The 23,695-nt window shown below is 40.1% G+C and carries 24 protein-coding genes; 1 reads left to right on the forward strand and 23 read right to left on the reverse strand.

Translation table 11 applies throughout. The annotated features are described in order from the left end of the window. Positions 1-69 precede the first annotated feature (69 nt). The 23 genes from L4C35_RS11355 to L4C35_RS11465 form a co-directional block, all read right to left on the reverse strand. Positions 70-708, reverse strand: a complete 639-nt coding sequence (locus tag L4C35_RS11355) for an OmpA family protein (RefSeq protein ID WP_428462970.1) — start codon at positions 706-708, stop codon at positions 70-72. Continuing rightward, complete coding sequence (locus L4C35_RS11360; protein WP_428462971.1) at positions 705-1,517, reverse strand: tetratricopeptide repeat protein; 813 nt, start codon at positions 1,515-1,517, stop codon at positions 705-707. Before L4C35_RS11360 ends, L4C35_RS11355 begins: the two co-directional genes overlap by 4 nt. Continuing rightward, the gene (locus tag L4C35_RS11365; protein ID WP_428462972.1) at positions 1,517-2,296 is read right to left on the reverse strand and encodes a type II secretion system F family protein; all 780 of its coding nucleotides are present in this window, start codon (positions 2,294-2,296) and stop codon (positions 1,517-1,519) included. The genes L4C35_RS11360 and L4C35_RS11365 overlap by 1 nt, the downstream gene beginning before the upstream one ends. 95 nt (positions 2,297-2,391) lie before the next feature. Beyond that, a complete protein-coding gene (locus L4C35_RS11370) occupies positions 2,392-3,309 on the reverse strand; it encodes a type II secretion system F family protein (protein ID WP_428462973.1) in 918 nt (305 codons plus the stop codon). 27 nt (positions 3,310-3,336) lie between these two features. Then, positions 3,337-4,605: a TadA family conjugal transfer-associated ATPase gene (locus L4C35_RS11375; RefSeq protein WP_428462974.1), complete on the reverse strand. Its 1,269-nt coding sequence runs from the start codon at positions 4,603-4,605 to the stop codon at positions 3,337-3,339. 66 nt (positions 4,606-4,671) lie between these two features. Next, the gene (locus L4C35_RS11380) at positions 4,672-5,937 is read right to left on the reverse strand and encodes a CpaE/TadZ family protein (RefSeq protein WP_428462975.1); all 1,266 of its coding nucleotides are present in this window, start codon (positions 5,935-5,937) and stop codon (positions 4,672-4,674) included. Then, positions 5,937-6,479, reverse strand: a complete 543-nt coding sequence (locus L4C35_RS11385; RefSeq protein ID WP_428462976.1) for a hypothetical protein — start codon at positions 6,477-6,479, stop codon at positions 5,937-5,939. Before L4C35_RS11385 ends, L4C35_RS11380 begins: the two co-directional genes overlap by 1 nt. Then, entirely contained in the window at positions 6,476-7,789 is a 1,314-nt protein-coding gene (locus L4C35_RS11390) for a type II and III secretion system protein family protein (RefSeq protein ID WP_428462977.1), read from the reverse strand. Before L4C35_RS11390 ends, L4C35_RS11385 begins: the two co-directional genes overlap by 4 nt. A 13-nt stretch (positions 7,790-7,802) precedes the next feature. Then, on the reverse strand, positions 7,803-8,597 hold the full coding sequence (cpaB, locus tag L4C35_RS11395; protein ID WP_428462978.1) for a Flp pilus assembly protein CpaB: 795 nt from the start codon (positions 8,595-8,597) through the stop codon (positions 7,803-7,805). Continuing rightward, positions 8,594-9,055: a prepilin peptidase gene (locus L4C35_RS11400; RefSeq protein WP_428462979.1), complete on the reverse strand. Its 462-nt coding sequence runs from the start codon at positions 9,053-9,055 to the stop codon at positions 8,594-8,596. Before L4C35_RS11400 ends, cpaB begins: the two co-directional genes overlap by 4 nt. Before the next feature lie 3 nt (positions 9,056-9,058). Then, on the reverse strand, positions 9,059-9,262 hold the full coding sequence (locus L4C35_RS11405) for a Flp family type IVb pilin (protein WP_428462980.1): 204 nt from the start codon (positions 9,260-9,262) through the stop codon (positions 9,059-9,061). Positions 9,263-9,554: 292 nt separating this feature from the next. Beyond that, positions 9,555-11,057 (reverse strand): pilus assembly protein, encoded by a 1,503-nt coding sequence (locus L4C35_RS11410; RefSeq protein ID WP_428462981.1) that lies wholly within the window; start codon positions 11,055-11,057, stop codon positions 9,555-9,557. A 1-nt stretch (position 11,058) separates the two neighbouring features. Further along, positions 11,059-11,574, reverse strand: coding sequence for a tight adherence pilus pseudopilin TadF (tadF, locus tag L4C35_RS11415; protein ID WP_428462982.1), 516 nt, complete (start codon positions 11,572-11,574; stop codon positions 11,059-11,061). Between the two features lie 2 nt (positions 11,575-11,576). Then, positions 11,577-12,149 carry a TadE/TadG family type IV pilus assembly protein gene (locus L4C35_RS11420; protein WP_428462983.1) on the reverse strand — a complete coding sequence of 191 codons (573 nt, stop codon included), beginning with the start codon at positions 12,147-12,149 and terminating at the stop codon, positions 11,577-11,579. Between the two features lie 519 nt (positions 12,150-12,668). After that, complete coding sequence (gene yiaY / locus L4C35_RS11425) at positions 12,669-13,817, reverse strand: L-threonine dehydrogenase (RefSeq protein ID WP_428462984.1); 1,149 nt, start codon at positions 13,815-13,817, stop codon at positions 12,669-12,671. Between the two features lie 307 nt (positions 13,818-14,124). Then, complete coding sequence (locus L4C35_RS11430; protein ID WP_428462985.1) at positions 14,125-14,586, reverse strand: hypothetical protein; 462 nt, start codon at positions 14,584-14,586, stop codon at positions 14,125-14,127. Continuing rightward, on the reverse strand, positions 14,583-15,089 hold the full coding sequence (locus tag L4C35_RS11435) for a hypothetical protein (RefSeq protein WP_428462986.1): 507 nt from the start codon (positions 15,087-15,089) through the stop codon (positions 14,583-14,585). The genes L4C35_RS11430 and L4C35_RS11435 overlap by 4 nt, the downstream gene beginning before the upstream one ends. Beyond that, on the reverse strand, positions 15,089-15,598 hold the full coding sequence (locus L4C35_RS11440) for a hypothetical protein (RefSeq protein ID WP_428462987.1): 510 nt from the start codon (positions 15,596-15,598) through the stop codon (positions 15,089-15,091). The genes L4C35_RS11435 and L4C35_RS11440 overlap by 1 nt, the downstream gene beginning before the upstream one ends. A gap of 1 nt (position 15,599) precedes the next feature. Beyond that, positions 15,600-16,736 carry a hypothetical protein gene (locus L4C35_RS11445; RefSeq protein ID WP_428462988.1) on the reverse strand — a complete coding sequence of 379 codons (1,137 nt, stop codon included), beginning with the start codon at positions 16,734-16,736 and terminating at the stop codon, positions 15,600-15,602. Positions 16,737-16,754: 18 nt separating this feature from the next. After that, on the reverse strand, positions 16,755-19,754 hold the full coding sequence (locus tag L4C35_RS11450) for a TcfC E-set like domain-containing protein (protein WP_428462989.1): 3,000 nt from the start codon (positions 19,752-19,754) through the stop codon (positions 16,755-16,757). A gap of 18 nt (positions 19,755-19,772) precedes the next feature. Further along, positions 19,773-20,504 carry a hypothetical protein gene (locus L4C35_RS11455; RefSeq protein WP_428462990.1) on the reverse strand — a complete coding sequence of 244 codons (732 nt, stop codon included), beginning with the start codon at positions 20,502-20,504 and terminating at the stop codon, positions 19,773-19,775. Between the two features lie 67 nt (positions 20,505-20,571). Then, a complete protein-coding gene (locus L4C35_RS11460; RefSeq protein WP_428462991.1) occupies positions 20,572-21,069 on the reverse strand; it encodes a CS1 type fimbrial major subunit in 498 nt (165 codons plus the stop codon). Continuing rightward, the gene (locus tag L4C35_RS11465) at positions 21,069-21,605 is read right to left on the reverse strand and encodes a CS1 type fimbrial major subunit (protein WP_428462992.1); all 537 of its coding nucleotides are present in this window, start codon (positions 21,603-21,605) and stop codon (positions 21,069-21,071) included. The genes L4C35_RS11460 and L4C35_RS11465 overlap by 1 nt, the downstream gene beginning before the upstream one ends. 848 nt (positions 21,606-22,453) lie before the next feature. Between L4C35_RS11465 and L4C35_RS11470 the strand changes: the two genes are divergently transcribed. Continuing rightward, on the forward strand, positions 22,454-23,695 hold the full coding sequence (locus L4C35_RS11470) for an L-lactate MFS transporter (protein WP_428462993.1): 1,242 nt from the start codon (positions 22,454-22,456) through the stop codon (positions 23,693-23,695).

The following is a 23,695-nucleotide window of genomic DNA, read 5'->3' on the forward strand; positions in this document are numbered from 1 at the left end:
TAAAAAATCCCAGCCAAGTTTACACTTGCGCTGGGATCTTTAATTACGGTGTAGCGATATTAAAGAGTATTAAACTTTAATTTCAACACGGCGGTTCAGCTCACGACCCGTTTCTGTACTATTATCCGCAACTGGCGCAGACTCACCCTTGGTGGTCGCTTTTAATTGATTGTTATGCATGCCACGCGATTTTAAGAAGGCTTCAACAGACTGGCTACGACGTAAACCCAGTGCCAAGTTATATTCAGCGCTACCTTTGGCATCAGTGTGTCCTTCTAACTCCACCATTGCCTTACTATTTTTAAGCTGAGCGGCAATACTCTCAAGAATACGTACTGATGTTTTACTCAGTGTTGAATGATCGAATGTAAAAAACACACGTGCAACAGTTTGGCCACTCTGAAATTTTGGTGATGCATTATTATCGACAATCTTAACCACACCATTTTGCTCAAGGTAAGCTAAGCAATCGCGGTTAATATCTGTCATATCTGCCAGTAACTCAGCATACGCCGATAAATCAAGATCAACAGGTTTGCCTGTTAACATTTGGCCATTACGGTGATGTGCAATCACAACGGGCTGATGCTGAGTAATGGTTAACTCTTGATTAAAAGCCGTTGTTTCACATAGGTGTTGAAGCAAGGTTTCGTCAGCATGCACGCTTGATGTCGCGACAAGTAATAATGGCAATAAACGTTTCATCATGATTCAACTTCCTCATCTTGATCAACACGTTGTTGATCACTTTCATTAATACTTTGTGATTGCTGTAAACTATCTAATGCCGGCAAATTGAACCTTGCAGGCTGTTGTAAGTCTTCACGAAGATGTTCAAACATCTCCATTGCTTCGTCTTCACTCATTTCTTGCAACAGCAAATGCTTAACTTTGCTGTATTGATTAGAGAGCATTAAACTCACAATCAAATTTGCTTTGATCTGGGTATCAAAACGATTTTTCTGGTACAACGGCATTAAACGCTCAGCCGCTTTTTCGTACTGTCCTTCCATCATTTCAGTCATAGCAAGGTTATTCTTTATTGCACTTTCACTCTTAAAACCAACTCTGGCCTCAAAGAAATACTGACGCGCTAAATCAAACTGACCTTGTCGAGCTAACATAATACCGTAAAGATTTTTTACCGCATAAACGTCTTTGCCGACAGCTAGACTATAATCGATATAATACTTTGCTTGGCTATAGTCTCTCTTGGAGTAAGCTATATCAGCACGAGTCAGCCAGCAATTATTTAATAAGCTACATTGATCATCAGGCACTTGATCAATGTAATAGCTGGCTGCTTCTATATCACCATCTTTGTAATACGTTGTCGCCAGTTTCACAGATGCTTCAAAATCCTTAGGGTTTAATTTTAAACGCGCCCGATAATTATCTTGCAGACCATCATAGTTTTGTGTGATTTCCATTCTTTTTTCATCACTAATACTCGATTTAGTTGAGTTAGAACAACCACTACTCATCAGTGCCAATAAGAAAACAATAAGAAACTTCATTAACTAATCCCACCTGATTGCATTAGTCGCATTACTCCTGGTGCGATGATTAAAACGACAATAGGAATCATAATAAACAATATAAGAGGGATACTCATTTTTGCCGATAATTGACCAATTTTCTCTTCCGTATCAAGCATCTGAACTTCACGAATATCTTTCGATAGCGTAATAAGCACTTCATAAATAGAACTACCATGCTGAAGGCTTTGCAATAAGGTAAAAGTAAAACTACGCACTTCTTGAGTGTTAATACGGACGGCTAATTCTGTAAGAGCCGTTTCTAACCCCGTTAAACGTGCACGTTCTGCCGTTTTATGAATATGGTATGCCAAGTGCTTATCAAAACCTTTCATCTCTTCGGCTAAATACGCCATCGCAGACTCCAATGTCATACCGGTTTGCACACATACCGCCATCAAATCGATCAAATAGGGTAACTCTCGACCTACATTACGCTCTACTGCTTTCTTTTTTGAAGCAAGTAATTTATCAGGAACAACAATAATTAGCGCCATACATCCAAAAAAGCTAGCCATAGCCACCTCTATATCCTCAGAGCCTGACATGTAAATAAAGATACAGATACAAAGGGCAATCAATATAGCCGCCATTTTGGCTGGTAAATAGTATATCGCTAAACTTCGGTTATAAATCCCAGCTTGTTCTAATTTATGTTCAAACTCTTTCTTATTTTCAGCACTGATCTTATTCATTGCCTTGCGAAAATTTCGGCGTGCTTCAGACTCTACTTCTTCACTTTGCAATAAACTGTGCATTCGTTTTCGTTGTTTGGCTCGATGCTCAGACTGAACCCAACTAAATACAATGACACCCAAAAAAAGTAAGACAATAGAGATAACCATTGATGACATTAACGAATACCTCGCATTAAGTAATAAATGATTCCCATACCAATAGTCTCACTCGCAATCATGTAGAGAAGAATGCTTCTTCCTTCTGGATCAAATATCACAAAATCAAAATTTTCTGGTTGAGAAAACTTCATTAATATCAGAAAAGCAAATGGGATAGCACCCACTATTTTGGCTGAAATTCGAGCTTCTGATGTCATTGCATTGGTTTTCTTTTCAACTGCACGTGCATCAAATAACACCCGGTTTAACCGTGTCATGATCTCTTTGAGTTGACCACCACGGATCATATTGGCACGAAGGGTGATAATGAAAAAGCGATAGCTTTTATACGGGCAGTTTTGGCATGAACGGCGAAAAACATCATCAGGAGACTCTCCGATTTGTAACCGCTGTCCTACCCATTTAAATTCCTGCCCAACAACTGAGTCTAATTTATTACCCACAAATTGAATGGCTTGCATAACACTTTCACCAGAGCTCACCGCACTGGTCATTAAGTTAATCGCATCAGGGAAAGACGCTTCAAATTTCTTTTTTCTTCGCGCTAATAAGAATCGAAATAAAATAAAAGCAGCGACAAAAGGTGTGGCAACTAAAGCAGACATACCCGATACAAAGCCAAGTGCTAGATACACACCAACAAGGTAGCTCATACCAAAACTAATAATAACGATACCGATAACGGCTTGGATAAGCCCAGTCTTACCAAGCTGAGAGAACACGCCATTTAAACGGATTAACAAACGGTCTTTAACACTTTCACCTTTCAGTGATGCGAGGTTCACTAAGTTAATTTCATTTTCAGACTGTGATTTTTGGTCCTTCTTTATTGCTGATATTTTCTGTTTTTTAACGGTACTGCTGTATAACAGTGCAGCAGCACCAATCAACACTAAAGAGAAGTAGAGGGTCATGCCTTATCCCTGTTTTATTAAAATGAATTAACGAAAAGCTGTCATGAGCTCATCATACAAGCCAAAGAATTTTGATTTTTTCGCTAACTCAGAGCGTTGCATCAAGCCAGGGGTTACAAAGCGACCTGAAATTTTATCACCTTCGGTTTGGTGGTCGTCGGCTTCGAAACGGAAAATATCTTCCATCACCACGTTTTCACCTTCTAGGCCAACGACTTCAGAAATAGCCGTCACTTTCCGGCTGCCATCGTGTAAACGGTTAGCCTGAATCACAATATTCACGGCGCTTACAATGGTTCGGCGGATAGCTTCTAACGGCAGGCTTAAGTTAGCCATCATGATCATACTTTCAACACGAGCTAACGCATCGCGCGGAGTATTAGCGTGCAATGTAGACATTGAACCATCATGGCCTGTGTTCATGGCTTGTAGCATTTCAAATGCTTCAGGGCCACGACACTCACCAATAATAATGCGATCAGGACGCATACGAAGGGCGTTAATCACCAGATCTCGCTGAGAAATAGCGCCTGTTCCTTCGGTGCCCGATACACGAGTTTCCAAACGCAGAACATGAGGCTGCTGCAAGCGAAGTTCTGCTGCATCTTCGATAGTCAATATACGTTCTTTTTCTGAAATATATTGCGATAAACCATTGAGCAAGGTTGTTTTACCCGAGCCTGTACCGCCAGAAATCAAAATATTACAACGACATCGTGCGGCTATCATCAAGACTTTCGCCATCTGCGGGCTCATTGCTCCAAACTCAACCAATTCAGGTAAGCCTATACTTTGCTTTTTGAATTTACGAATAGAAATCGCCGTACCATCAATACTGATCGGGCTGATCACGGCATTAACACGGCTACCATCAGGTAAGCGAGCATCCGCCATTGGGGTTGATTCATCAATACGACGGCCAACGCGCGAGACAATACGTTGCGCAACTTGGCGTAACTGCTTGTCATCGACAAAACTGATGTCAGTCTGCTCAACGATGCCATGGCGCTCAATAAAAATACTATCAGGACCATTGACCATGATATCGGTAATGTCTTCGTCATCCATCAAAGGCTGAAGTGGACCAAGACCGGTTAGCTCATCGATTAAGTTAGTAACATACTGACGACGCAGAACAGCAGGAACAGGCTGCTCCATCTGCTCAATCAGCATATCAACACCATTGGTTAATTGAGCGCGCAACTGATCTTTGCTAGCACTTTCAACGGCATTGGTATCTAACGCTTCAAAAATACGATTTCGAATATCTAGGTATAGTGACTTGGCAGCACTCATTATTTTCTCTTTATCATTATTATTTAAATAAGCATCAGGTCTTACTATGACCCCATTTTACTAAGTCTATTTTTTCGGTAACAAAGAAGTTAACTTTGTGAGTAATTGTTGCAAAGGATTGGCTTTTACTTCAATTGAACGCCCCAACACTAAACCTGATAGCATGAGTACCTTTGCCGAAAATTTACCGTTAAGATCAATAAAGCGCTTACCTGACAGCAAAGTAGCAGGAATTGTCTTATCGTAGGCAACTTCAACATCAACTACACGGGCAAGCTCTTTTTCGATCTCATTTTTATATAAGATGCCATCACGAAAAGTTCGATGTTGATTCAACACCAGTAAAGTACGCGGTGTTTTAAGTGACAGGCGCGCAGCCATATCAAGGCTGTGCAACATACGCTTAGCCGAACGTATAGAGGAAACCGTCGGATCCGCAACAACAACAACCGTATCGTAGTTTTCACAAAATTGTTTGTAGTCGATAGCAAAAGGAACTGAGGCTGAAAAGTCCTCAACAATCAAATTAAATCGACGCAGCAGCAGTGAAGCAACAGCATCACTCTCTTTTAAACACTCAGTAACCGCGGTTTTTTCACCGTCTATCGCCAATAATGACAAGCCATCGTTAACTTTGAGCAACATGGAGTGCGCTGAATCTTCATCCAATTGAGTTAATTGCACCGAAGATTTGCTCATGTCAATTTTGGGGTAATCATCCATACCAAGTAATACATCCAGATTACTGTCGGTATAGTTATGATCGACCAGCATGACACGGCTTTGCGTCTCTTTGCGTAGAAAACGCGCAAGTTCACAACTTAATAAAGACGCCCCTACACCACCTTTAGAGCCAACGACCGCAATGCGCTTTGCTTTACGCTCTTTTCCTAACCCCTTACCACCATGATGGTTTTTTACCACATGACGCATAAAGTCGCTTAATTCACTTTTTACAACAGGCCAAAACACATAGTAAAAGCCCATTTCTTTCAGCGAACGAATCGTTGATATTGCGTCCTCTTTACCAATAACTATCACTGAAGCAGTATTAGGAATTTGAGGCGCTAGCTCTGCCATGCGGGTCACCACATCCTCACATTCAGTGAGTTCGATAAGCACCATATCAATATTGAGTTGATTGGTAGCAAAAAACTCGCCCCATGACGATGCTTTCATTTGACGCAGTTCTGGCTCACCTAACGCGTCAAAGCGGAACACTTCTTTAACTAAATCACGGCAATGCTCTGACTGATAAAAAAGAACACTACCAAGCCCTAAAGTTTCATCCGCGGTTTGGGTAGATTTGAGCGCTTCAGTAAGATCTAACATTAGTGGCCTTCTCGCTGTTCAATTGTCATTTCTGATGCAACAGGCATGAGAGTTGAAGGCGTCGCTAACTGTTTATTGCGAGCACGTTCAGAAAAACAGCCATCCTGTTGTTCCCAAGCGTTATATTGCCCCAAAGGTTGGCATGGCGGAATAACAACTTGCGTTTTATTCGCTTTAATATACAAATCAACAGCAGATCTTGGTTTACTTTCAAACTTATAATCAACCCATTGCTGGTATTGCCCTAAAGTCTGCTTTAGTTTTGCTTGAGTCTGTTTACCCGTACGAGTATTCGCCGTTACAACAATACGTTCAGCATTATGCTCAAACTGCTGAACTATAAAATCATAAGCTCGTTGATAAAGTTTATCTTTATCCACACTTTTATTCGTTTTCACAGAGAGCTTTAATTCTGCTGTCGTCGGCACTAATACCGCTTCAGTTCCAGTCATTGCTGGCCCTTGACTACAACCAGATAGTAGCAGAGTGCTCAAACAAATAATGGTGGCAGTAAGGCGGTTTAACATTTTGTTATTGTTCATTTTTTAAATCCACCATTTGAAAGCAATTCGTACGTCACACCATATTTCGGTTGTGTTGTTAACCCCAACAGACGATTTAACGTACTCGTTCGCTGCATATTCGGTAGCTGAATTTCAGATTGATGCTGTGCTTTAACACGGTTTACCGTTGCTACAATAATCAACTCACGCTTAGTACGCTCTGTGGTTGTATTTCTGAACAAACTACCAATAATAGGAATGTCACCTGCTCCTGGTAATTTTGAAATACCTTCCATATCATCGGTACTTAATAAACCTGCCAGTACAAAACTCTCACCATCTTTAATTTCAATCGTGGTTTCAGCTTTACGAGTACGAAGCGCAGGGAAAGAGTTACCCTTTAGTTGATAAGCCTTATCGATACTACTAACCTCTGGCGTCAACTTAAGACGAATTCGACCACTTTCTAACGTTTTAGCAGCAAAGGCTAATTTAATACCATAACTCTTATAGCTAACAGATGAACCATTACTGCTAGAGGTAATTAATGGCACTTCACCACCGACCAAAAAACTGGCTGATTCCCCAGAAATCACAGACAAGTTAGGTTCAGCGAGCATTTGACCAACAGATTCGTCGTTAATCGCTGAAATTAAGGTATTAAGTTGATCAAGTTTGAAATCTTTGAATAAGAACTTACCTGGTTCGCTGAGTGCATCAGACCACTTAACGCCTAATTCTTCATTAAGCTGACGGCTGACTTCAGCAATAGAAAGTTTTACGTTGATTTGATCCGCGGTCGCAACCTTTAACTTATCAACCAAACCTTTGTATTTCACTTTTTCGATAAAGTCAGCTTTAACACCACCGCCTTTTTTATCGTCTTTCTTATCCCCCCCCTTAGCATCTTTTTCTAATTTCAGAAGTTCACCGATAAGTTTGATCACTTCTTGATGCTGAGTCTGATTAATGATTTCACCCTGCACCAACACTTGTTCATCTATGGCCTCTACTTTGACATTCAGATCGGGATAATGCATAGATAGTTGGCGGTTTACTAAGCTCACATCGCGCACAACATTAACCTTACGGTCATAGAGTTTCTTATTGTCTTTATCGAATACCATCACTCGGGTATCGCCTCGGGCACGTCCAAAAACAATAAACTTATGAGCATCTAAAATTTGATAATCTGCAATTTCTGGCGAGGTAATAAAGATCGTGCCAATCTCTTGCTTGGTCGTCACACTAGTCGCATCGCCTAACGCGACGGTCAAGCTTTTAGCACTAACCGTGGATGATGCCAATGCAAACAACAAAACCGCTGTAAGACGAGCAGAAAACTTCATAATATTTCCCTTATTAACCACGACGAGATCCTCGCATTTCGACAATTCCTTGATAGCCAGGCAAAATATCTTTTGTTTGTGCATTAGGAATACGAGATGCAGCTTTTGATTTATAAATTTCAAGCGCAGAAAGGCGGCGTGCTAACGTCATTTTACTGATAAATCGATGTGGAATCTCTAACACCAGCGTGACTAAGGTACTGGCTTCATCAGCGCCATAATTGACTAAGTCTTGATCATCGTATGTTTTACCTTGTACTGCTAATACGCGAATGCGATTTAGCAAGGGTTTAACATCGATATTGGCTGCGCGAGGGGATTCAACCCGATCACTGGATGACATATTTTGCTGCAGCGAGGTTAACGCTAAAATATCGATATAATCACCGGCTTGAACACCGGCGGCAATAATATGGCGCTGTTCTACAGCCAATGGAAACGGCGTCATGCCTGCACTTATGATAGTATCGATATAATCTGGCTGATCAGGGGTGATCAAATCTTCTTGTGTGAGCATTTCACCTAATTTCACATTGTGGCGAAATACCGCACCTTGATTATAAGGTAAGTCTAGCAATGCAAAATCCGCATCACGTTCTAAACGCATCTCAGAGGCCAACTCATCTGTTGTAAAGTTCTGGCCTTTCTTAATATCAGCCGTCGCTAACCAGACTTTCACTTTTTTTTCTACCGGCGCTTGTTGCTGAACCGTCACTTGTTGCTCTGGTTTAAACAGCTCAGTAAACACGCCATATAATCCGACACCCAATGCTAATAAAGCAAATAAGTATGTTATTCGTTGTTTCATATTCCAGCCTTTCCAAATACTAAGCAACCAATGTTAAATACACTTACCAACGAGATAGCAATTCCATATGGCACACCGCGCTGCTTCAGCTCAACAAAACCTGCAGTAACATAGGCCCAACCTAATTGAACCATCACGACCACACCACCCACTAATAAAAACTCAATTAAATTTGTTAACGCCAAAGAAAAATCAAAGCATAGCGAATAGCCCATTAACAATTTAATGTCGCCAGCGCCGAAAATTTGAAAGCGAAATAACCCTAATCCGATAACAAATGTAACTAAAGAGACCACAAAGCCTTGCCAAATTGGAAAAACATCCAATAACAAAGCTAGAGACAAACAAACCGCAAAATTTAATAACACCCAGTTATTAGATATTTTGCGGTCTTTAACGTCGGAAATAATAATATTGACCGCAATAGCGGTCAATATAGATAAAAGTAAATTAATCATTAATTAATTTGTTGCTGAACCGCCAGAAGTGATGGTATTGGCAATTTTGCCAAATGCATCATTCAGCGATTTTAAGAATGTTCCATCTTTATCTTTCCCACCAAGGATAGCAGTAAGACCTACAGCCATTGCCACACCTAGCATTGCATATTCAATTGCTGTGATACCATCTTCGTTATTCCAAAATTGAGATAGAAGGTTTTTCATAATAAGACTCACTTTAAAAGTTTATATAATTAAACACCGCATGATTTAACGTTGAATGCAGCATCTTTTGGCTTGGTGCATATAATAATGATTTCACATATATAACGCAAGTTTTTTGTCGTTCCACACAAAACAAAAAAACCTTTAAAATCAACCAACTGCAAACATCAAGACCAAAAGCGCCATTTTTTTGTCGTACGACCAGTTGTTGATAAAAATGTTATTTGGGGCAAAAACAACTCATTTGAAATAAAAAAAGCCACCTTATTTAGGTGGCTTATTTTTATGCTACTTAACTTCTTTCTACGTTATAAGATGTAGTGTTTGTCAATAATTCTAATATGACATCTTTTAGCTTTTTTAAATCATTTACCGTATATATATGCTTACCAAAACAATCTTTATAGGCTTGAGCTCTATTATTAAACTTAAGTCCGATGACAAACATTTCGAACCTTATAGATTCACCATTTGCATTTGTGCTCATTTCTTGCCTAATAGTATTACAAAGTTTATTTTTAACTAAGTACTTAAAGCTGTCGTTATTCTCATCACCATCTGAAAGTACAAATATAAACCGATTCTTATTCGTTGCTCCATAAAACTGGCTTGGAGCAGCTAAAAGCGCTTGATACATATCTGTCCCCCCCCCCACTCTCATAGGTTTAATTTTATCATTAAAACTCTTCAGCTCCGATTCTTTAGACATTACTGTTCTATCAATTACATGATGAGCGGGAGTTCTTGAGTTAATGCTGCAGTATCTATCTGTTCTAATATTTCTCTGCCCCATTTTCATTGGGGTCATCAATTTTATATTATTTTTATCTAATTGAAGCTCTGTCGCTGTTCTATAGTAATCAATATGTTTACTTTTAAATCCGCCATTATTTGATGAGTAATTAAAATCAATATGCCGACTTCCTTGTTTGGCCCATGAAATATATTTTTCCATTACATATTGTTCATTGCCACTATAACCTACACCTTTCAATTGATACCATTTTGTTCTTTGTTTTTTACTCATAGCGACTAGGCTTGAAAAATTCGTCTGAAAACGAGGTCGTGCATATATTGATAACTTGGGTGGAAGTAACATAGATGAGCAAAAATAGTCATTCCCTTTCTTAAATACAACTCGTTTTGAAAAAGGAACAAAACCAAAACTTGAATCACTAATTTCGCCTGGGTATTTTTTCTGTAGCTCTTGTGTACCTTCAAATATCATTTCAGTTACATCTTTAATAGCACTTCTTAAGTTTCTTATCCTTTCGCCTCTCATCGAGCCTGAAAAATCAGAAACAAACACTACATCAACCGGTTCAAAATCAGTTCTTACACGTGCTGCTGTTGCTCTATTACTCACTTTTTGCTTTTCATCAAACGAAGGGACATTAGCCATAGCCATCCAAGAGTCATGCTCTGTCGTACTATTTATATAATATTTGTGTATTGTTCTTTTCACTTCCTGACCGGATGGCAACTTTTTAATAATTTCTTCTTTCTTACGATCAATAACAAAGTCAGAATGCGTGTTATCAGGAACAAGATAATCAACCCAAGCTTTGGCTACTTCTTTGGCCTTAGCTTGCTGTACTTTATCAAATTTATTATCATCTCTAATATCATCACTCTCAGAGACAGCAACTGCCGTTGCTTCCATTACATCGCCTAAGTGGGCTTTTTCTGTAATGTAACGGCTCCCCTCTACGCCTAATGCCCCCATCCCTAATATAGCAACAGCAATGAGAACAAAATATATTGCAGCAGCACCTTTTTGTTTTTTAGCGTTCATTTTATCGACCTACAAATAAAGATGTTGAACTTAGTATACGATCTGTTTTATTTTCATCGCTTGTTACTGCCTTTTCAAAAAAGGCCGGTACTTTTTTACAGATAGTTACCCGATAAACATTAAGACCATGCTTATCCCCTTCTGTTATTTTTGGTATTAACGGGCGACTATCACATTTGATACTAGCGTCTCCCGCATAGTATTTAACTTCGTCCTTAGTGCCACTTTTTAGACCAATACTTATACGAAGAGTCGCTTTTTCACCTTGCAGTCTTTTAGCCATCTTTAAAACTTGATCTGCTTGAGACTGATTAATACCCCAATTTGTTATTCTTGAATTAGGGCTATAAAACGCCTTTCTTTCTTTCAAAACAGAAACTAAAGAATAGGATGTGCGGTGTAACTGACTTTTTTGAATAACTTGGTAACCAAGATCGAATATAAAAAACAGTAATGCAGTCATTCCGATAAGTACAAGTGCCAATTCAATACTAAAAGTACCTTTTTGATTTTTCATAGTTAGCCTTTTAGTTTTTCTCTAAACAGTGCTGTATCTTGAATTGCAAGTAACTTACGAGTGATCTTACTTTCTGCAAAAGACCACCTAAACATAATGGGCCTATAAGTATAAGTTACGGTATATTCAGCAATTGTTGCTTTATCCCAGTTACTTGTTTCTAAGTTATTCTCGTAGTGAGATGGATCTAAGTATGCTCTAACTTTTAGCTCATAATTACTCTCACTAGTGAATACTTTCCACAAAACACCTGCATTAGAACTGATAAACTGGTAATACCACTGAGAGAACTGATCCTTACCTATTTTTTTCACTCGCTTACAATGATTCTTTTCCGACTCTTCTTTAATCTCATCACAGTTTATATGCTCATATTTTTTAAACTCTTCGTTTTTCTTTAGCTGCACCCTCGCATCCCTGGCAGCTTCTGCTGTTGCGTAATCTAAAACGGCGGCAATATAAGTCACGCGACAGGTTTCAAAGATCAACATAGTGAACATGAATAGAACAAAAAAACCGAGTGCAAACTCAATCGCAAAAACACCTTTTTGCCGTTTAAAACGAGAAATATTCATAAATCATCTTAATTTTATAAATTTAGTTATCTTTAAGATCTAATTCTGTAAAGAAGTCTGTTCATTTGTTTGCCATGATACATATCAAACATTCTAATGACAATAAATTGACGCCCAATATACGAAAAACAATGCACTCAGTCACTATTGCAGCTAAACAAGACAAATTGACGCAAATACCTATATGGAGTTCCACGCTTATCTTTATACCTTACAGCCATTTATCGAAAGCTAAGCTCCATATCAATGAGTCTATTGATATGGTCTAACTTAGATCTCCTAAGTCATAAGACTAGAAATCATTACACTAATAAATGGATTGACATGAAACCAAATGACAAAACAAGCAATTACCTAAGTATATTACAATCGGTTATTACACAGAGGGATAGCAGATACATGTTTAATGGTAGATTTTGTTCTTGTGGCGTGGCGTGATATTAAGTTCAAACGAACAGCAAAAAAAACGGCAGGTATCGCTACCTGCCGTTTTTGTTAGAAACTAATTTTTGTTGACGATTAAAGCGCAGCTGTAAAGATTGCTGAGATTTCTTCGTGTGTTGCTTGTTTCGGGTTAGTGAAACCACAAGCATCTTTTAATGCGTTGTCAGCAAGAATTGAAATATCTTCAGCTTTAGCACCAAGCTCGGTTAGACCTGCTGGAATACCTACATCTTTAGATAGCACTTGAATAGCTTCTAGAGCGGCATTAGCACCTTGCTCTGCTGTCATGCCTTCAACATTTACGCCCATCGCTTTTGCTACATCACAAAGACGTTCTGGACATACTTTTGCGTTATAGCGTTGAACGTGTGGTAGTAGTACCGCGTTACACACACCGTGTGGTAAATCGTAGAAGCCACCTAGTTGGTGCGCCATTGCGTGTACGTAACCCAGTGACGCATTGTTGAATGCCATACCAGCCATGAATTGAGCGTATGCCATTTGCTCACGCGCTTCGATGTTCTGACCTTCATTAACGGCAGTGCGAAGATGCGCTTGAATTAGTTCGATAGCTTTAATTGCTACTGCGTCAGTAATTGGCGTTGCCGCTGTTGAAACATACGCTTCAATTGCGTGAGTCAGTGCATCCATACCTGTTGCTGCGGTTAGTGAAGCCGGTTTAGCAAGCATTAGCTCTGGATCGTTCACAGATAACAATGGTGTTGTGTTTTTATCAACAATTGCCATTTTAATGTGGCGCTCTTCATCAGTAATGATGCAGAAACGTGTCATTTCAGAAGCTGTACCCGCAGTTGTGTTAATTGCTACTAGCGGTAACTGAGGCTTAGCCGATTGGTCAACACCTTCGTAATCACCAATTTTGCCACCGTTAGACGCAACAAGTGCAATGCCTTTTGCACAGTCATGCGGTGAACCACCACCCAATGAAATAACAAAGTCACACTCATTGTCTTTAAGTAGTTTAAGGCCAGCTTCAACATTACCAATTGTTGGGTTTGGCTGAGTGCCATCAAATACAACAGACTCAACATCGCGAGCAGCCAATAGATCAGCTACTTGCTTAACAACGCCAATTTGGTTAAGAACTTTATCCGTTACGATAAGCGCTTTTTTAAAGCCGTGTGCTTGAACAGTATCAGCAGCCTGAGTTAAACAACCAGCGCCCATTAAGTTTACAGCTGGGATAAAAAATGCACTACTCATTATAATTCTCCATAATTACGAATACTTTTTACGCTAAACGCCGATCTACAGATAAACCACTAGATGTAAAAAGTATCTCGCTTTGCTCTTCGCCTTTATGTAACACCTCACTTATCAATAAGAAATTGATCTTAGACAAGCTATTAATCCGAACTATCAAAAAGTAGTAGGCAACATGACACGCATCACAATAACGACGTATAAATCATGGACTTATAATCCACCAGTAAAAACAGTAACATTCCATAGCGAAACAATAGTGTAAAATTAACGCATAAAAAAACCACCATCGGTGGCTTTTCTCGTTTTATATTTTTGCTGATAACACTAGGCGTCCAGTGGCTTTGATTTCGCCATCCCCTAATCCGTTAGTATCCAGATAAGCTGTAGTAACTAAGCTATCTTTAGCAAATCGCGAACGCCGCTCTAATGTTACTTGCGGGGTTGACGTTGAAAGCTGAGCCGTCTTGTTTGTATCTTCAATACAAATTGTAATATTTGAGCACATATCCTTTTTAGGGTCTAAATTGCTGCAGCTGTAATCAATTTGAAGCCCATTTTTCAGTGTCCAGTAAACCTCCCACAGCATATCTGCTTTCATTACAGTTGATTTGTATGGTTTAAATTCGACATCTAAAGAGCTTTTCGCAACATGAATAGAGCCTGCAACTTCCACAATAATATCTGTTTTTCTATCTACTTTTGAAGCAATCGAATGTGATGAGAAGATTAATGCAAGCGCAGATAGCAACACTAATTTTGTTTTCATACATCGGACTCCACAGTAACGTTTAAAACAGCCTTATACGTTCTCGCTTCTATATCGTCTTGATATGATCCCCAAGCCCCAAAATTCCACGTCCAGTTTGGGTTATCCACTTTCTTATTGAAATCATCAAGTGTTACAGTGACGGGCTCCTGACTTTTATCTAAAATAATCAGACCAAAAGTGTCATAAATTTTGTGCGGGTAATTACCAACAACAAAGAGCCTACGGCATAACTCTTCATCCCCCTTACGGCATGTTAATTTACCCGTTATTCTTATGTTTTTATCCACATCCCATTTGACAGGGATTTTAATCGTTTTAAATGAGTGCTGATTTTTAAATGGGTCAACTTTCATGTGAACTTCGGGGGGGAATTGCCCAACAAAAAATGTTTTTTTTACACCCACAACCAGCTCAACTGAATCCGATGACTTAGGATTCGCTTGCCCCGTGGAGCTAAACACGATCAAAGAGAACATTAAAATTAGCTTCCATTTACTCACTAGATTCTCGCCTCAATGGTTATTTTATAAAGGAACGTATTTTCTTTGTAGTTCCCATAATCTTTAATAAAATTCGGAATTGCATCGACGCCAACCTTAATATGATGCTGGCCTTTGTAAGTCCTGAAGTGATCACCATTTACAGAATATTCATTAGTTGAACCTTTCACATAAATGTCGGTGTACATGTGATTCATGCCCATGAGAGGGAATTCAACTAAACCATGGTCTTTGCAAAGATTTGGCTTTCCTGATGCTGAGCAAGTTGCAGAGAATTTCACACCTTTATCCGTTGTCCAATCAAGATATATAGGCACTTCTACAGTTCTTCTGATTATCTTGTCACTCATGCTCCTATCTAACATCATATATACACGCGTTTGAGGAATGTCTATGCTTACGTAATTGTCTAAATTAAAGTTTATATTTGTAAACGTCGATGTTGTTTGAGTGACAGCAAACGTGCTGCCTGACACAATTAGCAAGCAGGCTCCGATTATATTTTTCATATTAAATCGACGCCTCTATATTGTAATGAATTTGAGCTTTTCGCTTACCTTTGGTTGCTGGGATCCTATCTAAATTTGAAAATCTCACTTTGATTTTCCAATCCGCGGCATTAACTTGTTGTGATGATGCTTGGTTTTGTAATATCACCGCTTTAGACAGCTTAGTGTCGTGATACCTTTGTGACCAATGTGGAGCGACATCTGGAATTGATATTTTTGATATGCTTTTACACAAATACTGATCGCCCGTGCATGTTGGAGTGATAGCTAAGTGCCCTTGCCACCAAGCGCCAATCATCATATCAATTTTAAATAATGTCTCTTTATCAATAGTCTTGTTGCCATCACGCACTTTGTTGTAATTAATGGTGATATCACTTTGTGCCGTTCGCTTAACATCAAATACCATCGGGTATTTAGTCTTATCAATATTAAATGTTAAATCTCGACCAGCTAATTTAGCCGTGTCGGTTTCTGTCGCGTAACGCTCAACACGGTGACTAGATGCGGGGATAACTACCGAGTCAGGAAGCTGCGCAGCCATACGGCGATCAACACGAAATTCAAACGCCAAATAACTATCTGTAACTTCGGTGAATTTCTCTCCTTCATGACGACTAGCATGATCAGCATTACACGAAATGTAATGCAATTGCCCTGAATTACGCGCCAGTGACCAATAATGTTGTAATTGACTCTTTGCTCCTGAGTCATTGTGTCGAGAAAAGATTGCTTTAGCTTCACCTTGCTCATTACCGTGAGCGGTACGAGCAGCACAGCCGATAGCTGACAGTCTTCCTTGCTCGTATTTATCTTCTTTCAAATCCCGCATTTTTACGCCCATGTAAGCAAGGCGGTATTGAAACTCAAAAGCTCCTTGCTTCACGGTTGTCCAACCTACGACATTGCCTGCAGACATAATATAGGCGGTTGTCTTCGCTCTGCGCCCACGGGGGATCACTGTCCAGCCTTCATTAAAGTAAGGAATGTAAGCATAAGAGCCGCCATCTGTAGGCACTGAGTTTTGTTTATTAGAAAAATAAGCAAAATCACCTACGGCATGGTCATAGCCAATAGTTGCAACCTCAGCATGAGCTAATGGAGCGGCTAATAGGCACGCTAGTGCTGTCAATTTCATTTTCATCTGCTTGCGCACCTATGAGTTAATTTTTTTGTGTAGTTCAATCTCAAAAGCGTTTTTCTGATCATGCGGATCAACGATTTTTTCTAGCTCTACGTTAACAGTCTTATCAGTCACTTTGGTTGGGATCTGGATGTAAAAGTTAGGACGAAGCGCGCGAACGTTGCCATTGACCATTGAGAAAGTATTCAGCTTATAAAGCTCAACGATGAACTCGATACGTGATAGCGTGGTGCGGTCGCGGTAGCGGTCGTATATGCGATAGAGTGAGTCGCCTTTTTGTACCTTGTATGTATCCAGCACAATGATCACTTCTGATTCAGGCAGCACAATTTCTTCCACTTCTTCGACGACTTCGCTGGTAGCTAGTAATACCTCAGGGATCGAGCAATCCTGTAGATACTTTTTACCAACAAAGTTAACTGGCTTGTTTAGTTCACCAATTTGAATCACTTCTTGAGATCCACTTTCATGCTCAACAATAAGCGTTGTCTCAATATCAAAAGGCTCAATACTGAATTGTCCGCTTTCATCTGAGAAAGTTGTTTTTTCTTTCGACATTAGCTTGATATAAGGCAGCACTTTGTTATCACAACCGTAAATCTGACCAAAGACTGCAGCTGTTTTGTAGAACTCACCTTTTAAGTCCATCACGTTGCCAGCATAAGCAACAAAGCGATGATTCTTACGAGCGACGTTATAACTCTCTGCCGACTTGGTCGTTTTAGATATATCAAAACCCACTTGGTGCTCGTTCATATCATCCAGCGAGATAAACTGCGTTGCAGCCACAATAGGAACACGTTTATTTTTAGTAATAAGGTCGATTTTCCCGACAGCTTCAGGGTTAACATTCACCAACACACCTGATTCACTGCTGCTATCATTACTAAAACCAACACCTTGCGATGTGGCACCTATTGAACCCGAAACATTTGAATAGCCTGATGTTGAGTTACGACTCACGGTCGCGCCTACATCACCCCGAGCATATGCCCCATTAAAGCCAGCACGAGCCATACCTTGCGATGAATACTCATCGGTTCGCGCAGTTAAAGACGCATATTTCATCACACTATCTGTGTATGTTTTACGTAGGTCTATATCAGCGTTATAACCATTCTGACCGTTATACGCTGCATTAAACTCCATGCTGGTTGATTTAGTTAACCCAAACGGAATTGTTACCCGGAAATCAAGCGACTTTTCAAAATCGCGATGCTTATTTTGCGAATACACACCATAATTAAAGCCTGCCTCAATACGAACATTTTTAAGGTTAATTTCCCAAAAATCTACCGTCGTATTGTAAGACAACCGAGTATTGTCAAACTTTTCATTTAGCAGATCATAATTACTATGCAAATTTAAATATCCGACGGTTTTACCGTGATAAAAGCTCTTCGCTAAAGATAGAGATACAATATTTTGATCACGTTGCTTACGCTCTTTCTTCGAACGCTCAGAAAATTGCGAGCGACGATAGTTTAAGTTTGCACTGTATGTGTCCCACGACTTGGCTAAATAACCAGATAAGGCGTTATCACCATACGTATTGGCTGCGGCTTTAACTGCATAATTAAACCAACTGAGTGATTGCTTAAAATCAAGACCAAACTGAGACTTCTTACTATCGATCTTTGCCGAACCAGTTAGCGCCGTAGCAGCACCTAAAGGGAATTGGTAAAAGCCGCCAATCATAGCAACGCCATCATCCAATTCATCGTAATTCATATCACTGCGATCATATTTGTAACCCGCAAACAGTGCGTATTTTTGGGTATAATCCACACGTTCTTTAATCACTTGCTTGCTTTCCGAACGTACATACCGATCGCCATCGTAAATACGGAGTTCAACCATGTAGTTGCCGTTGGGAAACGAACGAGTATTAACATTCGCAATGCCCGCATCAAGATATTGAGTCTCGATTAAGTTGCCATCTTTAAAGATCTCAACCCGCCCAGAGCGAGCCATAACAACTTCAACAGGAATCAAGCTCTCTCCATCGTCTTTGCGTAATGTTCGATTAGACGAACCGTATTCAACACCGATTAAATCCTGTCGTTGATCGAGCAGCGACTGAGAAAAACCACCATTATTTCCGAGCTTTTCTGTACTGAGCAAGCCAGCGTTAAAGCTGGTGCCGCTCATATCATAACGATAATACAAATCATCAAGCTCATTACGATCTGTGGCAAACCGTGTGTTACCAATAACGTTATGCTCGCCTTTACTAATAACACCTTTTAAGCGCAGGTTATAGTTGTCCGAATATTCAGACATTGAAGTATTTAGTTGATAGCCAAGCACGCCTGAAAGGTGATCAAACGTTGGTGGTGGCAAATAGTAAGAGTTAACAAGACTCACTCCCTCTTGCTTAAGCAAATCAGAAGTCATATAGAGGTATAAGTTGAGCGTATCTTTATCAAAAATAGCTTTGATAATAACATCGTCTGTTTTACATGAAATATCACTAAACTCACCGCAATCTATACCATCAAACAGATTCGGTGATTGCAGCAAAGCCACAAGTTTGCCATCATCAAAGTCATCTAAAATATAATCTTTGTGCTTTTTATTAAGGCGGATCGTCGATAATTTTGATTCAGCAGGAGTAACACTCAGTACGGCTGAACCAATATCCTCCCCTCCCAATATAATTTGCACTGAATAAGTTTGATTATGGACAATTTGCAAGAATTCATCTGGAATCGAATCCAGTTCTTCCGCAAAGCCTTCACCATATAACGAAACAAATAACGCATTTCGTCGAGCTGTCTTGGTGTTATTAGCAAGCTCATCAGCCACGACTTTAGCTAATTTGTTCTTTGCTAATTTGCTTTCGTGACGAGCTATCTTATCAACCTTAGCAAGCTGTTTTTCTCTTACAACAGCCGTTTTCATATCCTTGGCTACTTTTATGCCTTCAACGCCAGTGGCATTAGTCGCCCATGGTACTATGATCAGGATAGAGCCCAGCATAGCGGGCTTAATGACTGTCGGATACTTCACGTTACACCTTAATTATTGTTATTTTTTAGCGATAATTTTATCGCTGTACTTAGCGTTGATTACTTTAACTTCGCCGCCAACAAAAAGCTCAGCCTCTAGAAACTCATTCTTGTCTAGCTCAACAATCTCTTTTTTACTCTCAGCAAAAATCGTTGTATCACCAAGCGATACGCACTTCCCTTTTGCAGTACATTTATTCATGTTGATTAGACGGATGTAACTGTCCCCCATATTGGTAGCAACAATCTCACCACCATCATTGCTGATAGAGTATGAATAAGTAGGGTTCTTCTTAGGAACAAGTACCCCTTGTGAAATAACCAGATCAATACCGATAGCTGCAGTGGTCTCATCTTCATAGTCTTCCGCCCCTGCAAACTCAGAACGTTCTTTACCACGAACTGGTACATACTTAAGGCGATATAAACGGTCTTGCTCGCGACCGTCAGTAAAGTAAACCTTCACGCTAGATGAACTATCAGCAGGGGTAATGAATTTAGAAGGGACGACAGCAATGGTATCACCATCAACTTCGTTGATTTTACGGCGGTTAACATTTTCACCTTTAAAGTCAATAACTTCCTCAGATTCAACACGCACAAACGCAGTCTTGTCGCCACCGTTAAAAATTTCAGTAACCATGAAATCTTGCTGCGGTGTGATGTATTCAACTAAGTTGACTGGTTGTACCGTTGCTGTGGCCTGAAAAGAAACAGCAAAAGCGAAAAGTGTGGGTGCTAGTTTTTTCATTGTATTATCTCAGGGCATCCTTGCCCTGCTAACCTATCCCTGATTGTTCTTAATCAATCAAACGCGATTAAACTTCGTATTCGAATTGAATAGCGAATTTACCTTCGTAATCACCTTTAGAAGCTGCCGCAGCGTGTACCGCGTCAGGCTTGATCATCAGGTCAAGTACGTTTTCGTCTTCCGCTGTCGCTGCAACTGTTTGGTAGCCAGTACCAAGATCAACACCACCTATAGCAATAGTTAGATTAACAACTTGAGTGTAATCAGCTTTGTTCACAAGCGTGTTTGACGCATCACGTAGAGCTGCTTTTAGCGGCTTACTTTTATCTTGACCAGCAAGAGTAACGCGAGTCTTAACTAGACGATCTTCAAACTCACCGCGTAATGCGCTGTATTTGATATCAATTGCTTCTGACCAAGACTTACCATCAAGACGTTCGAACGAAAAATTGTTGTTAACTTGAGCGAAGAAGTTCAACTGGTAGTCTTTCTTTTCAACAGCAGCCGATACAGAACCGCAAGAAAGTGCCATTAATGCCGCTAAGGCTAGAGTCGTTTTTTTCATTATGCGTCACCTTCCATTACGATTGATGCATGACCAACGTATTTACCATCTGTTAAAGCCGTTGCTATTTGGCTTGCTTCTTGAGTTACTAGAAGCTTCTTACCCACACCAACAACACCTGATTCGTTCTTAGCTACAACAACTTTTGGCGTTGCGGATAACTCAACGCCACCAAGCTTAATAATGAAATGACTAACTGTTGTTGTACCGTCAGTCAGTGTTAGATTATTTTTAAGAGTAAAACGAACCGCTTCACCCGACTTTGCAGGCTTTACAAGGGTATCTAGTTCTAAAGGTTGGAAATAACCATGTGGGCTAGTGCTAGGGATCTTCTTGTTAACGAACGTCAGCTGCATAGCCTCAGTCCAATCAACACCGTCTACACGTTTCCAGTCCATGTATGAACCGATAGTTGCTTTAACTTTGATTTCTTGAGGGGCCGATTCAACAGGTGCCGCTATAGATGGCGCAGCAATAGCGAACATACCAGCTGCAGCGAGCGACGCTGCAATGACGTTGCGTTTTAGTTGAGACATTACTTTTTCCTATATTTTAAAGGATGCGTGATTAGTGGCTGGCTCAAAATCATCAGCGATATTTAGATGAATAAACTACAGAGCTACCAATTAAACATACAAACTACAACACGATAAGAGCTTAGTTTCTTATGTGCCATAATTTTGTCGCCATACTACACGCCATAAAATTGACGTCAAACATAAGCAACTCAATAGCACAAAAATAACAATCAAAAACATGTCTAACCAGCAAAAAGAAGTGAAAGATTTCACCAACTAAAAACAAAAGACCACAAAAAAATCAGAATTAAACACTAAAAAGCTCGGAACTCTTATAATTAAACACCAAAAACAAAATATGACACAAGTTTCATTAATTTATAAAATCAACAGTAATTTAATATCCAACAAATAAATAAAACACCACCCAACCCATATCTATAAAATATATATCACTTGCTGGCAGCCCTATTTCTCCATTAAATCGGGCTAGATATTTTTTATCGTCAAATGTTCAAGAGCCGAATATTCATCTAGCCATACTCACTTAGATAAATATAAAGCCCTCCTCCATATATATTGCTATCCATGGGGGGAATTAGAGTCGTAAGTTACGTGTTAGTGATCAGTGTTTAATCGATGCATCACGTCGGTGGGAAGCCACACCGAACCCATCATGAGCGATGTCGGTAATAAAGGTTCCCTCAGTTAATGTGCCTCATGCCATTCATGCCGAAATATTGCAACTCATGCCGATGAACTGCGGTTCATTTTATAGTTAGCGCCAGCTATTGGCGCACGCTTGGGTTACGCGTATTAATACTGACCAATGAATCTTAATAACAACGATTTTTGGAGAATGCAGCATGCAACCATCAGCCAATCAGCCCAACCGTCTATGGACGTTGCTGGGTACGATCCTAACGCAATTTGCGTTGGGCTCAGTTTATACCTGGAGCCTTTTTAATGCCCCACTGGCAAGCAAGCTGGAGACACCTGTCAGCCAAGTTGCTTTCTCATTTGGTATTTTAAGTCTTTCTTTGGCTGTTGCATCATCACTCTCGGGTAAACTTCAAGAGCGCTTTGGGGTGCGTAAAGTAACGATCAGTGCTGGCATCATGCTAGGTCTTAGCTTAATCATCACCTCTTATGCGCCTAATCTGATGGTGCTCTACGTGGTTGCTGGATTCTTAGTGGGATTTGCTGACGGTACAGGCTACCTAATGACGCTATCAAACTGCGTGAAGTTTTTCCCTGAGCGTAAAGGTGTTGCATCGGCCTGTGCTATCGGCGCTTACGGCTTAGGTAGCCTAGGCTTCAAATACATTAACATGTACTTCTTAACTCACTCAGGCGTAGAAATGACATTTAGCGTATGGGGCATAATCGCCATGTGCTGCGTGGTGGTTGGCGGTATAATGATGCGTGACGCACCGATCCATAAAGAAGCAAGCCAAAACAAATCGAACCAAGCTGAATCACAAACCAATATGGCAGCGCCAATCTCAGAAGACTTCACGCTTGCAGAGGCATTTAAAACACCACAATTTTGGATGCTTTCGCTTATATTCTTAACTGTTTGTATGTCAGGTCTTTACGTTATTGGGGTAGCAAAAGACATTGGTGAGAACTTTGTTCACCTGAACTCAACAGCCGCTGCAACCTCTGTTGCAATTATCGCAGTGTGTAACCTGTCTGGTCGTTTGGTGCTTGGCGTATTGTCAGATAAAATAGCGCGTATTCGTGTTATCAGTATTGCACTGGTTATTTGCTTAGTCGGCGTAGTGTGCTTACGCCTAGTCGCTCTAGAACAATCAAGTTTTTACTTAGCAATTGCCTGTATTGCCTTTAGCTTTGGTGGCACGATTACCGTATATCCATCTTTGGTTAGTGACTTTTTTGGCTTAAACAACCTAACCAAAAATTACGGTTTCATTTATTTAGGTTTTGGTATCGGTAGCTTTGTCGGCTCAGTAATTGCAGCCTTCTTTGGTGGCTTTACTGCAACCTTCTCTGTGATGCTAGCACTGGTTGTTATTTCTATCGTGTTCTCACTTACGGTTAAACTGCCAAGTAAAGCGCAACCGCTTCAGCCAGCGATGTGCTAA

The sequence above is a fragment of the Photobacterium kagoshimensis genome (genome assembly GCF_050337045.1).
Classification (GTDB): Bacteria; Pseudomonadota; Gammaproteobacteria; order Enterobacterales; family Vibrionaceae; genus Photobacterium; species Photobacterium kagoshimensis.